The organism is Chitinophaga sp. 180180018-3 (genome assembly GCF_037893185.1).
In the GTDB taxonomy this organism is placed as follows: domain Bacteria; phylum Bacteroidota; class Bacteroidia; order Chitinophagales; family Chitinophagaceae; genus Chitinophaga.
Genome location: NZ_CP140772.1, coordinates 5,243,612 through 5,256,326, shown reverse-complemented (window position 1 = coordinate 5,256,326; position 12,715 = coordinate 5,243,612). Strand labels below are relative to the sequence as shown.

The 12,715-nt window shown below is 49.0% G+C and carries 16 protein-coding genes; 14 read left to right on the top strand and 2 right to left on the bottom strand.

Translation table 11 applies throughout. The features are described from left to right. Window positions 1–84: 84 nt before the first annotated feature. The 4 genes from UNH61_RS20410 (at window position 85) to UNH61_RS20395 (ending at window position 2,947) form a co-directional block, all read left to right on the top strand. Window positions 85–999: an AraC family transcriptional regulator gene (locus UNH61_RS20410; RefSeq protein ID WP_326993847.1), complete on the top strand. Its 915-nt coding sequence runs from the start codon at window positions 85–87 to the stop codon at window positions 997–999. Between the two features lie 15 nt (window positions 1,000–1,014). Further along, window positions 1,015–1,284, top strand: coding sequence for an ArsR family transcriptional regulator (locus UNH61_RS20405; RefSeq protein ID WP_326993846.1), 270 nt, complete (start codon window positions 1,015–1,017; stop codon window positions 1,282–1,284). Between the two features lie 141 nt (window positions 1,285–1,425). Continuing rightward, on the top strand, window positions 1,426–2,181 hold the full coding sequence (locus tag UNH61_RS20400) for a glucose 1-dehydrogenase (protein WP_326993845.1): 756 nt from the start codon (window positions 1,426–1,428) through the stop codon (window positions 2,179–2,181). Between the two features lie 13 nt (window positions 2,182–2,194). Further along, the gene (locus UNH61_RS20395) at window positions 2,195–2,947 is read left to right on the top strand and encodes an SDR family oxidoreductase (protein WP_326993844.1); all 753 of its coding nucleotides are present in this window, start codon (window positions 2,195–2,197) and stop codon (window positions 2,945–2,947) included. A gap of 243 nt (window positions 2,948–3,190) precedes the next feature. Here UNH61_RS20395 and UNH61_RS20390 read toward each other — a convergent pair whose 3' ends face one another. Both UNH61_RS20390 and UNH61_RS20385 read right to left on the bottom strand, forming a co-directional pair. Next, on the bottom strand, window positions 3,191–4,618 hold the full coding sequence (locus UNH61_RS20390; protein WP_326993843.1) for a PLP-dependent aminotransferase family protein: 1,428 nt from the start codon (window positions 4,616–4,618) through the stop codon (window positions 3,191–3,193). 60 nt (window positions 4,619–4,678) lie between these two features. Continuing rightward, on the bottom strand, window positions 4,679–5,029 hold the full coding sequence (locus UNH61_RS20385) for a winged helix-turn-helix domain-containing protein (RefSeq protein ID WP_326993842.1): 351 nt from the start codon (window positions 5,027–5,029) through the stop codon (window positions 4,679–4,681). A 97-nt stretch (window positions 5,030–5,126) separates the two neighbouring features. Between UNH61_RS20385 and UNH61_RS20380 the strand changes: the two genes are divergently transcribed. The 10 genes from UNH61_RS20380 to UNH61_RS20335 all read left to right on the top strand — a co-directional run bounded on the left by UNH61_RS20380 (window position 5,127) and on the right by UNH61_RS20335 (window position 12,709). After that, window positions 5,127–5,477, top strand: coding sequence for a nuclear transport factor 2 family protein (locus tag UNH61_RS20380; protein WP_326993841.1), 351 nt, complete (start codon window positions 5,127–5,129; stop codon window positions 5,475–5,477). 25 nt (window positions 5,478–5,502) lie between these two features. After that, entirely contained in the window at window positions 5,503–5,943 is a 441-nt protein-coding gene (locus UNH61_RS20375) for a carboxymuconolactone decarboxylase family protein (RefSeq protein WP_326993840.1), read from the top strand. A gap of 72 nt (window positions 5,944–6,015) precedes the next feature. After that, complete coding sequence (locus UNH61_RS20370) at window positions 6,016–6,924, top strand: DNA-3-methyladenine glycosylase (RefSeq protein WP_326993839.1); 909 nt, start codon at window positions 6,016–6,018, stop codon at window positions 6,922–6,924. A gap of 7 nt (window positions 6,925–6,931) precedes the next feature. Further along, window positions 6,932–7,417 (top strand): methylated-DNA--[protein]-cysteine S-methyltransferase, encoded by a 486-nt coding sequence (locus tag UNH61_RS20365; protein WP_326993838.1) that lies wholly within the window; start codon window positions 6,932–6,934, stop codon window positions 7,415–7,417. Window positions 7,418–7,515: 98 nt separating this feature from the next. Beyond that, a complete protein-coding gene (locus tag UNH61_RS20360; protein ID WP_326993837.1) occupies window positions 7,516–8,934 on the top strand; it encodes a pyridoxal-dependent decarboxylase in 1,419 nt (472 codons plus the stop codon). Further along, window positions 8,927–9,847, top strand: a complete 921-nt coding sequence (locus tag UNH61_RS20355; protein WP_326993836.1) for an EamA family transporter — start codon at window positions 8,927–8,929, stop codon at window positions 9,845–9,847. The genes UNH61_RS20360 and UNH61_RS20355 overlap by 8 nt, the downstream gene beginning before the upstream one ends. Window positions 9,848–9,973: 126 nt before the next feature. Continuing rightward, window positions 9,974–10,414 carry a GNAT family N-acetyltransferase gene (locus tag UNH61_RS20350; RefSeq protein ID WP_326993835.1) on the top strand — a complete coding sequence of 147 codons (441 nt, stop codon included), beginning with the start codon at window positions 9,974–9,976 and terminating at the stop codon, window positions 10,412–10,414. 9 nt (window positions 10,415–10,423) lie between these two features. Further along, window positions 10,424–10,981, top strand: a complete 558-nt coding sequence (locus UNH61_RS20345) for an NUDIX hydrolase (RefSeq protein WP_326993834.1) — start codon at window positions 10,424–10,426, stop codon at window positions 10,979–10,981. A 24-nt stretch (window positions 10,982–11,005) separates the two neighbouring features. Continuing rightward, complete coding sequence (gene rlmB, locus UNH61_RS20340) at window positions 11,006–11,821, top strand: 23S rRNA (guanosine(2251)-2'-O)-methyltransferase RlmB (RefSeq protein WP_326993833.1); 816 nt, start codon at window positions 11,006–11,008, stop codon at window positions 11,819–11,821. Between the two features lie 39 nt (window positions 11,822–11,860). Further along, window positions 11,861–12,709 carry a hydroxymethylglutaryl-CoA lyase gene (locus UNH61_RS20335; RefSeq protein WP_326993832.1) on the top strand — a complete coding sequence of 283 codons (849 nt, stop codon included), beginning with the start codon at window positions 11,861–11,863 and terminating at the stop codon, window positions 12,707–12,709. The last annotated feature ends 6 nt before the right edge of the window (window positions 12,710–12,715 follow it).

Below are 12,715 nucleotides of genomic sequence, written 5' to 3'. Positions count from 1 at the left end.
TATTTTCCTGATGAGGCAAAGTTACCCCCGCTGCTGTGCCCGGAACAGGTAGAATCCGGGGGGATTGTTGTAATTTTACAGGTTATGGGAGAACGGAATTTATATACGCCTTTCGAATTAATAGAGGCAGATATGTCGGAATGGAATTTCCGCCCGCAGGTTTATTTCTTTTTTGAGATCATACAGATCCAGGAAGGAAGCGGGTTCCGTACGGTAAACCAAAATCGCTTCCCGTATAGCAAAGGCAGTATATTCCTGTTTACGCCCCGCGATTGCCGCGGGTTTGATGAAACTACGCCTACCCGTTTCGTATCGATCCGCTTTTCGGAGATGTTCGTTGGGCAGTCGCGTACCGCGCAGGAAAGGCAGCGTTTGCAGGAGTGGTTACAGAAACTGGAATACTTATTCTTTTATCATAACCGCCAGGAACAGCTGCTCATCCGGCAAACGAACGATTGTAAGATGATTGGTTCCCTGATCAGCAATATGACAGCCGAGTATACCTGCAAACCACCGTATTACCAGGAGAACCTGCAACATTATATTACCCTGTTGTTGAATATTGTAGCAAGAAATGTAACGGAGGATATCAATGCAGATGAACGGGAAAACAGTATTCCACTCATTCACCGTATCATGACGTATATCCGCCAGCATATCTATTCGCCGGAAACGCTTAAACTGGAGCAGCTGGCTGCGAAATTCAATCTCTCCGTCAATTATATAGGGGAGTATTTCAAGAAACAGACTAATGAAAGTCTGCAGCAGTTTATCATCAATCATAAACTAAAGCTGGTACAGCTACGGCTTTGCCATAGTGATTTAAGTGTTGGGGAGATAGCAGACGAACTGGGTTTTACAGACGAAAGTCACCTGAGCAGGCTGTTTAAGAAGTATTATGAGCTGACGCCGGCGGCCTACCGGAAAGCACAGCAAAAAGACCGGAAAAGCGAACCTGAAAAAAATATTCATCGAAATATTTCGATATTTGGAAAATAGTATTACTTTTGTTCTATGGATTTAGCAGTTATAGAAAAAGCAGCCAACGCCATCGCCGACAAACACCGATTAGCCATTATAATGCAGGTGGTCAGGAAGGATAAGTTGATCTGTGGTGATGTTTGTGAATTTACATGTTTGTCGCAGCCCACTGTGTCGCACCATGTAAAGATCCTCGTTGACAGCGGCGTGCTGAATTCCACTAAAAACGGCAGAATAGTGGAACTCACCATCAATAAGGAAATGATGAAGCAATTGTCCATGTTCTTTTTACAATTAAGCTGAGGTGCCAACGGGCCGGTTACCAGCAGCTTTTTTTTATAAGTTTAAACATTGAAATTTTTAAATTAATGAATTAGTTGAGAGATTTTATCTCTTTTTTTTGAAAGTATTATATTGATAAACTTAAATAAATCGATACTATATATGGAATTGCTAAAAGGTAAAATAGCCGTTATCACGGGAGGAAACAGTGGGATTGGATATGCAACGGCAGCAGATTTTCTGGCCAAAGGTGCCAGAGTACTGATCACCGGCCGTAAACCGGAAGCGGTAGAACAGGCGGTGAAATCGCTCGGAAATAATGTCGACAGCTTCATTGCCGACCAGGGTAAGATTTCAGACTCCGCCAAGCTGGCGGCGTATGTACGCGACCGTTATGGCAAAGTGGATATACTTTTCGTGAATGCCGGTATTGGCAGTTTTGCACCGGTAGGACTTATCACGGAACAGGCATTCGATGATGTCATGAACATTAATCTGAAAGGTGCTTTCTTCACAGTGCAACACCTGTTGCCGTACGTAAATGAAGGAGGTGCTATCATTCTCCTGTCTTCCGTAAACGCCTTCGCAGGTATGCCGGGAACAGCCGTATACAGTGCCAGCAAGGCCGGCCTGAACTCCCTGGGCCGCACGCTTTCACGGGAACTGGCAGCAAAGAAGATCCGCGTGAATATTGTGAATCCGGGTCCGGTGGAAACCCCGATCCTGGAGAAATCAGGCATTGCGAAAGAGGAAATCAACTTTGACCTCATCGGTGAAAAGGTGCCCACAGGAAGGATAGGACAACCGGCAGAAGTCGCAAAACTGGTGTCGTTCCTGGCTTCCGACGACGCGTCGTTTATCACTGGTGCAGAGTATAATGTTGATGGCGGTATTGGTGTTCATCCTCTCATTGCATAAAAATATTTCATTAATGTCAGCATCACTAAAAGATAAAATCGTTGTTATCACGGGCGGTAACAGCGGCATAGGATACGCTACAGCAGCTTCTTTTCTGGCAAAAGGGGCAAAGGTTTTGATAACGGGCAGAGACCCCGAGGCGGTGCAAAAGGCAGTATACGCACTCGGTCATCCCGCAGAAGGATTTAAGGCAGATCAGGCTGATTTAAATGATACCCGCCGGCTCTACGATTACCTGCAGGGCCGGTTCGGAAAAATTGATACCCTGTTTGTTAACGCAGGCAGGGCGAAAACAGCGCCGTTTGAAACGGTAACAGAGGAACTATACGATGAATTAATGAACATTAACTTCAAAGGCGCTTTTTTCACTATACAACAACTGCTGCCACTCATCAATGATGGCGGTTCTATCATACTGCTGTCGGCATTGAACGCCTATGCAGGCATGCCGGAAGGTTCAGTAATGTCGGCCGCTAAGGCGGCCCTCAACTCCACCGGCAGAGTACTTTCCCGGGAACTGGCTGCCAGGAAAATCAGGGTCAATACCGTTAATCCGGGTATCGTGGATACACCGCTCCTGCAAAAGGTAGGAATGCCGGATGCAGCCAAAGCATATCTTGGCAGCATTACTCCCCTGGGCCGACTGGGTAAGCCGGAAGATATCGCCCACCTGGTTACTTTCCTCGCATCGGACGAAGCTTCCTTTATTACCGGGGCAGAATACAATGTAGACGGTGGCCTCATGGTTCATCCGTTGATCGGTTGATAAATGATCCTGGAGTTGTAGTGTGCAGCATTTACATCCTGCTGCACACGCAGCAGGACCAGCAAAACTTTTTTTCTTTGTTGATTTACAGTTAACGATTGTTTAGGATTAGTTTGTATATCCCATTGGTTGCCTGCCGGATGCCTGCTTGCTATAATGGCGTCTGGCAGCAACTCTATTGAAGATTTAATAGCTGTAGATGTAATAGTGGCCGGGATATTCTTATCCCGGCCAATGTATTTATTAACCCATTTTGCGAATTAATTTCCCCAATGTTTTAAGACCATCATCCACTGCTTTGCTCCAATGCGGACCGAAGCTGATGCGCATACAATTGCTGTAGCGGTTTTGCAGGGAGAAGATACGGCCCGGGCAAAAGCTGACCTTATGTTTAAGCGCCTGCTGGAATAATTCAAACGTATTGATATGATCTTCCAGTTCTATCCATAATACACAACCGCCCTGTGGCCTTGAGATGCGCGCGCTTTCAGGAAAATATTCGCTGATGGCCTGAGAGTAGCGTAAACACTGGGTGTGCAACATCTTGCGCAAATTCCGCAAATGAAATTCGTAACGGCCTATTTCCAGGAAATGACCGATAGCGGCCTGGGGCAATGATGCCGACGCGATGGAGTGGTTGTGCTTGGTCATCAGTACTTTTTCCTTGTAACGGCCCGGAATGGCCCAGCCTACGCGGTAACCCGGTGCGAGCGACTTGGAAAACGAGTTGCAAAGCAGCACATGCCCGTACTTATCGAATGTTTTACAGGTAACCGGGCGTTGTTTGCCAAAGTAGAGATCGCCGTAAATATCATCTTCTATCAGCGCAATATCATGTCTGACCATCATATCCACCAATGCCTTTTTATTTTTATCCGGCATACAGGCGCCCAGCGGGTTGTTGAAGTTGGTTACAAACAGGCAGGCTTTTATTTTATGCCGCGGAATCGCTTTATCGAGGTAATCCAGATCCACGCCGGTTATCGGATGGGTGGGCACTTCCAGCACTTTCAGCCCCAGGCTTTCAGCCAGTTGCATAGAACCATAATATGCCGGGCTTTCCAACGCAATGGTATCGCCCGGGCGGGTGATAGCCGTTAAACACAGCGTGAGCGCATCCATGCAGCCGCTGGTGATCACCACATCGTCGGCACTTACCGCGCCGCCCCAGGAAAGCGAAGTGCGGGCTATCTGGCTCCGCAGCAGCGCATTGCCCTGTGGTGGCTCGTAGCCGATGCCATTATGTGGCAGCTCCCGCATGGCATGTACCACGGCCTTAGCCATCTTCGCCGCCGGCAACAGATCCGGCGGAGGGGTAGCCACTGAAAGGTTCAATAGCCCCGTATTCCAGTTCTGACTGAATACTTCCATCACCATCTCGCTTACCGTTACTTCACTGGCTTTCTTCACCGGCAAACAGATCCCCGGCATGGCAGGCATGCGTTTCGTATTAAAACGTATATAATAGCCCGATTTAGGGCGCGATTCTATCAATCCTTTCGCCTCCAGGTGATAATATGCCTGAAAAGCCGTACTCAGACTAATACCCTGCTGCTTGCTCAGCATCCTTACGGATGGCAGCTTTTCCCCGATTTTCATCACTTCTTTTTCTATCAGCTGCTCAATATTGTCAGCTACCTGCAAATACAGGTGATCGGCGGTTTTAATCATGGCTTTTTGAATCTGATATGATCGAAATTACGAAAATAACGTCTGTTCTGCGGAAGAAAATCAATATTGTTTCCGAATCAATGTACCTAACATCTGTATTGCCCATTCCTGGTCCTCATTCCAGGGATTGGCATTGGTGAGCCGGATGCAGTTTCGGTAGCGGTGCGGCAGCGGCGCCCGCCCGCTGCGGGAGTAGTGCACAAAGTAGCCCGATTTTTCTTTGGATGTAATCCAGCCTTTTCTTTCCAGATGGCTGTATACCTGCAAAGCTGTACTGATGCTGATGCCATGCTCCTGTTGCAGCGTGCGTACAGAAGGGAGTTTATCGCCCACCGCATAAACGCCGCTGCTGATCATCTGTTGCAACTGCTCCGCCAGTTGCAGATATAAGAATCCGTTGCGCTTTTTCATCTCCCTAAAGATAATCTGTTATGGTTAATGGCCAGGTATTCTGTATCTGTTTTGGTGCGGTTTTTTCAGCTTATTTTGTACAACAAACCTATTGACAATGACAAGTACAAAACAAATGGCGGATACCCTGGTGGCATTGTGCCGCGACTGGAAATTCCCCGAAGCGCAGGCGCTGCTCTTCGATGAATCGGCTACCAATACAGAACCGGACGGGCTTGTTACCAACGGGCTTGCAGCCATCATGGCGAAAGAACAGACTTTTCTCAATAATATCCAGGAGCGGCATCTGCTGGAAATATCTGACCCCATTGTGGCGGATGATTTTTTTGCCATCCAGTTATGGATGGACGTAACCATTACAGGTTTGGGAAGACGTACCAGAAATGAGCTGTGCGTTTACCAGGTGCGTGACGGAAAGATCATTACAGAACAATTTTTTTACAAATAATCATCTATCTAAAATCAAACACATCATGATGGAAGCAAGAATGGATCCTTACAAACTCGTTCCCGGATCATTAAAAGCAATGTTGGATTTACAGGCAGTGGTCGATAATTGCGGCCTCGACAAGCATCTGGGAGAACTGATAAAGATCAGGGCTTCACAGATCAACGGTTGTGTGTATTGTTTGAATATGCATACCCGCGATGCGCGTAAACTGGGCGAAACAGAACAACGCATTTATGCTTTATCGGCCTGTCACGAAGCACCGTATTATACGGACAAGGAACGGGCAGCACTGGCACTGACAGAATCAGTAACGCTGTTATCCAGCACACATGTGCCTGATGAGGTGTATAATGAAGCGTTGAAAGTATTTACACAACAGGAAGTAGCGCAGATACTGATGGCCATCGTGGTGATTAATGCCTGGAACCGTCTGGCTGTGACCGCACGCAAACAACCTGACTGATCTGATAAAATCCGCAAGAAAACGTAATAATAAAGCTGACGGGCTTCGTAATTTAGCGTATTACTTGTTTAAATGGATTTACAAAAGATATTAGTGCCCATCAACGATCACCGGCATTTCTCGTTCGATGAATGTCTGAAGTTCCTGGGGCGGTCCGACAGAGAGTGCCTGCACTACATCAGGAATGGAAAAGTACAACGGATGTTGCTGTCGGACGGAGAGCCGGTGGCCATAGAAATTGGTCCGGGTAACGAGCCGGATCATCTGGAAGTAACCGTGCTGGCGCCTGCAGGCAACCACATAAACGAAACGCCGGTAAAGCAGTTTATCACACATTGGCTGCACCTGGATGCAGATCTGCAGCCATTTTATGATTACACCCGTACAGACCCTTTGTTGAAAGGGCTGGCGGAAGACTATAACGGGCTTCGGCTCATTGGTATGCCCGATCTGTTTGAAGCGATCAGCTGGCCGATAATAGGCCAGCAGATCAACCTGCCGTTTGCTTACACGCTGCGGCAACGGCTTATACAACAGTTCGGGTATCATACCGTGGTGAACGGAACGGATTTTTATTTGTATCCGCACCCGGCGGTGATAGCGGCTATCAGCCCTGAGCAGCTGGCGCCGCTCCAGTTTTCGCGCAGCAAGGCACAGTACCTCGTGGAAGTAGCCCGGCAGATGGCCAGCGGCGCACTTACCAGCGAAAAGCTGGATGCCATGAGTTACGACGACGCGAGAGCCGCGCTGGTAGCCATTAAAGGAATAGGCAACTGGTCGGCCAATTATACGTTGATGAAATACCGTCGTTTTCCACAGTCGGTGTTACTGGAGGATGTAGGATTGCAGAATGCAATAAAAAATAGATTAAATTTGGATGCGAAACCTTCAATGGCAGCATTACAGGCATATGCCCAACCCTGGAAGGACCATGCAGCTTATGCTATTTTTTATTTATGGAGATCATTATTACCCCGGTAGCATTTTTATGGAAGAAGGATTGTATCATTTACGTATAGACAGCCCCGTTGGACCCATTCAGATCAGTGGTACCGATAAAATTATTAATGCTGTATTGTTTACCGAAGATCAGCCGGTCGATTTTCCGCAGCCGCCGCGGTTGTTGCTGGATTGTGCCCAGCAGTTGTTTGAATATTTCAGCGGAGAGCGTAAAATATTTGACTTACCGATTGCGCAGGAGGGCACCGAGTTTCAGCAGTTGGTGTGGCAGCAGTTGTTGTATATCCCTTTCGGGCATACGATTTCTTATCAGCAGCTGGCGCGCCGTATCCACAACCCGAAAAGCATTCGCGCCGTGGGTACCACCAATGGAAAAAACAAACTGGTGATCATCGTTCCCTGTCATCGTGTGATCGGAGCCGATGGTACGATGGTGGGCTATGGTGGCGGGTTGTGGCGCAAGCGATGGCTGTTGGAGCACGAACGTACAGATCTCTTTACAGGATTAATGTGAGGGGAACCATACATCTGATATCCTCAAAATTTCCAAAACTGGATCTGTTTTAACAACGGGAATATTCTCAATTTTGACCCTGAATTACATTGTAAACCATGGAGATAAAATTGCAGGATGATCTCAGGCGTACAGATCAGCTTTTACAGTTAACCAAAGATTTCAGCAGCAGGTTTTTATCAGCTATCAACACGCTGGCGGCCGACAAACAGGTGTCGCTCAGCGCCAGAACAGCTATGCCTGAGAACGGGTTAGGAGGAGCAGCAGCGCTGGAAGCTTTCCGGCAGCAATATGGCAACAGCATCACGGCAGCTGCAGGCCCACGGTACTGGGGATTTGTGACCGGAGGTGTAACGCCGGCAGCGCTGATGGGCGACTGGCTCACGTCGTCCCTGGATCTTAATTCATCTGATAAAGGCGCTGCAGCTTTTCATATAGAAACGGAAACCATTGCTTTATTAAAGGAAATGTTCGGGTTGCCGGAAGCATTTTTGGGTTGTTTTGTATCCGGCGCTACGATGTCTAACTTCACCGGGCTGGCCGCAGGCCGGCAGTGGCTGGGAGCTCAGCTTGGCGTGGATATAGCCGCCGATGGAATGGCGGCTTTATCCGGGCTGAAAGTGATATCCGGTACGCCGCATTCCAGCATTAGCAAAGCAATGGCCATGCTGGGGCTGGGCAGGAATCAGCTGATACGTATGTCCGTGCAGCCCGACCGGGAATGTGTGGACATCGATGCGCTCACCACTTACCTGGAAGCGCATCCCAACGAACCATTTATTTATGTAGCCAATGCCGGCACGGTGAATACCGTTGATTTCGATGATATCGCCGCGCTCGTGGCATTGCGGAAGAAATATAATTTCTGGTTGCATGTAGATGCGGCATTCGGTGGTTTCGCCGCCTGCAGCGATCAGTGGAAGCATTTACTGAGCGGATGGGAGCAGGCAGATAGTATCACCATCGATGCACACAAGTGGTTGAATGTGCCGTACGATTCGGCCATGATTTTTTGCAGGCATCCGCAGTTACAATCCGAGGTGTTTCAGAATGCCGGCGCTGCCTACCTCGGCGACCCGGCGGCGCAGTTCAATTTCATCAATCATGTGCCGGAGAATTCGCGCCGTTTGCGTGCTTTGCCTGCCTGGTTTTCGCTGATGGCGTATGGTAAAAGCGGCTACCGCTGGATGGTGGAAAATGATGTGATGCTGGCGCGTGAATTGGGGCATTTACTGGCAGCAGATGCCGGCTTTGTATTGCTGGCGCCGGTGCGGTTATGCGTGGTGTGTTTCACCCTCAACGTAGCGGAGGCCGAAGAAGCAACTGCGGTGAGCGAGTTTGTGCAGCGCCTCAACGATGGTGGTATCGTTTGTATAACACCAACCGTATACAAAGGCCGGAGCGCCATGCGCGCGGCGCTGGTGAACTGGCGCACCACGGCGAAAGATGTGCAGCTGGCTTACGAAGCAATGAAAAAACTCTCTGAAGAGATCGTGAATAAATACAGTTATGCGTAAATCAACTACAAATGCTTACATCGCACTGGCTATCGTAAGTATTTTCTGGGGTACAACTTACCTGGCATCCAGGGTGGGCGTACGTCACATTCATGGGGTGTTGCTGGCCGGCATCAGGCAGGCGGCAGCGGGATTGCTGATCACCGGATTCTTTTTACTGAAGGGATATAAGCTGCCGCAGAAAGCGGTAATGTCGAAGTTGTTTGTGATTGGAACGCTGATGCTTTGCGGTGGGAACGGGATGCTCACCTGGGCGCTGAAATATATACCCAGTGGCCTGGGTGCTATTATCGCCGCTACCATTCCTATCTGGATCACTATCACCAGTTATTTTTTAGTACAGCGCACGCGGATTAGTACACAGCTGATACTGGGTATGATATTGGGTTTCGGCGGAGTGGCAGGGATCTTTTATAATTATTTATCCAGCTTGATGAATCCGGATTTCCAGTTTGGGATCGTGATTGGTTTTACTTCCTGTTTGTTCTGGGCGCTGGGCTCTGTGCTTACCGCCAAGTGGGCGCTCGAAGTGAACTACCTGTATGGCGCCGGATTCCAGATGTTTTTCAGCGGTATCATCATGCTGATAGTAGCCGTATTATTTATGGGGCAGCGGGTAGATGCGAGCAACTTTACCGCCGAGTTGTGGGAAAGCCTTTTGTACCTCGTATTGGTAGGATCGGTATTTTCTTATTCCGCGTACGTATTTGCGCTGAATAATCTCCCCCCGGCGCAGGTATCCATTTATGCCTACATCAACCCGGTGGTAGCGGTGCTGCTCGGATGGCTCATCTTGCATGAGCAGCTCACCTGGCTTACCGGTATATGTTCTCTGATCACAGTAGGTGGCGTATATCTTGTGAACAATGCTGTTAACAAGAGTAAGAAAAGCATGGCCACCGTGTCAAAATAGTAATAGCTATATTTTTAAGGTAGAAGTTAATAACAGGATGCTCACCCCGGTGTTTACCGGACGGAGCATCTTTTCTTTTGTATAGGGAAATGCGTTAAATTGGACGGGGTTTTAAAATCAAGTCTTATGGAAGTTATTCGCGCAACGGAACTACATACCAACGAAGTAGCGGTGCTGTTTGATGCTTACCGCGTCTATTATGAGCAGGCGCCGGATTACAGCGGTGCACGGCTATTCATTGCTGAGCGGATGGAGAAGAAAGACAGTGTGATATTTGTAGCCATGGAAGGTGAAGAGATCATCGGTTTCACACAGTTGTACCCGATCTTTACGTCCCTGGGCATGAAGCGGAGTTGGTTGTTGAATGACCTGTATGTGCTGGAAGCGCATCGTGGTAAAGGCGCCGGTAAATTGCTGCTGGATGCAGCCGCCGCGCTTGGCAGGGAAACAGATTCCAGCTGGATGATGCTGCAAACATATACCAGTAATACCGGCGCACAGGCGCTGTATGAAAGAGAGGGATTCGAACGCGATGATCACTCTTATTACTACTACAAATCCCTCTGAGTTTTTACTATGGACACAACAAGGAATCCCTGGACCATCAAGTCCAGGGAGATAAAATATGACAATAACTGGATCAGCATCTGGCACCATGATGTATTGACGCCTGCCGGAACGCCCGGTATATACGGCGTTGTACATTTCAAGAACGTCGCCATCGGCATAGTGGCACTCGATGATGATAACAATATCTATCTCGTAGGGCAGTACCGTTTCCCGCTGAACCGTTACAGCTGGGAAATCCCTGAGGGAGGTGGCCCGCTTCACGAAGCCCCGCTGGATGCTGCCCAGAGAGAATTACTGGAAGAAACCGGGCTGGTTGCCAGGCACTGGGAAGTGATTGTGAAAATGGATATTTCCAATTCCGTATCAGATGAAGAATGCATCATTTACCTCGCTACCGGCCTTGAACAACGGGAGGCCGAGCCGGAAGAAACAGAAGAACTCATTGTAAAAAAGGTGCCTTTCGAAGAAGCCTGCCGCATGGTGGATACCTTCGAAATCCGGGATTCTTTATCAGTAGCAGCTATTCAGAAAGTGAAAATAAGGCAGCTAACGGCCGGAAGCTAGTAGCTGTTTCTTACCTTTGCCGTAATGGAAAGAAAACACAACGCTTTCAAAGGAGAAAGAAGAGAGGGGCAGAAAGGCCCCCGTAAATATGCGGTGCAACGGCCGAAGCAGTCCAGTATGATCATTGGCCGCCAGCCGTTACTGGAGGCGCTGAATACCGGCAAGTCCATCGAGCGCATTTATATGCTGCGTACCGCTACCGGCGATATCATTCCGCAGATCCGGGAGCTGGCGCAGGCGGGTAATATCCCCGTTAACTATGTGCCGGCGGAAAAGCTGAATGCGCTGACCCAGGCCAATCACCAGGGCGTGGTAGCTATTGCGGGGAACGTGACCTACCTGGATTTGCAGGATGTGATTTCCCATGTGACCGAAAAAGGAGAGGTGCCATTGTTCCTGGTACTGGACGGCATTACGGATGTACGCAATATAGGCGCTATTGCCAGAAGTGCCGTTTGTTGCGGGGCGCAGGCGATTATTATACCGGATAAAGGGATTGCAGCGCTGAACGAAGAGGCCATGAAATCATCCGCCGGAGCGTTGGAGAAAATAGCCATCTGCCGGGTAAACAGCCTGAATAAGGCGATTGATACCCTGCACCTGAACGGTATTAAGGTGATGGCCAGCGAGATGGAAACGGAGTTAAAGCTGTACGACTGTGATCTGAAAGAACCGGTGGCAGTGATCATGGGCTCGGAAGATAAAGGCGTGTATCCATCGCTGCTCAAGGCTTCCGACATATTGTTCCGTATTCCTATGGCAGGTAATTTCGAATCATTCAATGTATCTGTGGCAGCGGGTATCATCCTGTATGAGGCGCTGAAACAGAGAACGGTTTAATACACCGGGCCTCCGGGCCCAGGCGAAAAAGGATCTGTTATGCTAAAATTAGTCGAATGCCCGCGCGATGCCATGCAGGGATGGCACCGGATGATTAGTACAGATGAAAAGGTAGCGTACCTGAATGCATTACTCAGGGTCGGTTTTGATACCATCGACTTTGGCAGTTTTGTATCTCCCAAATTCATTCCCCAAATGGCGGACACCCGGGAGGTACTGCCCCGCCTGCAGCTGACCGGCTCGTCGAGCAAGCTGCTGGCCATTGTGGCCAATGTGCGGGGGGCTGAAGATGCAGTGGCATTTGATGAAATCAGCTATCTCGGATATCCTTTTTCTGTTTCCGAAACTTTTCAGTTAAGAAATACCAATAAAACCATCGCAGAATCGCTGGAGCAGGTAAATACCATCCAGGAGCTGTGTATCAAAAACCGGAAAGAGCTGGTGGTATACATCTCCATGGGATTTGGTAATCCTTATGGAGATCCTTACAGTCCGGAAATTGTATTGAGATGGGTAGAAGAGATGGTGAAGCTGGAGATAGGGATCATTTCCCTGGCTGACACGGTGGGCCTGGCTGCGCCGGAAACGGTGAAGCAGCTGTTTAGTCACCTCGTGCCGGCTTACCCCGGCGTGGAAATAGGTGCGCATCTGCACGCTGGGCCGAATAACTGGAAAGAAAAAGTGCTGGCTGCCTACGAGCATGGCTGCACGCGTTTCGACAGCTCCATCCGCGGCATCGGCGGTTGCCCGATGGCGGAAGATGAGCTGGTAGGGAACCTCGCCACAGAAAACCTGATTGCCTTTTGTGAAGAGCACCGTGAGCCGCTTTCCCTCAACATGCCGGCCCTGCGCGGAGCGCAGCAACTGGCTAATTCCGTTTTTATATAGATCAAG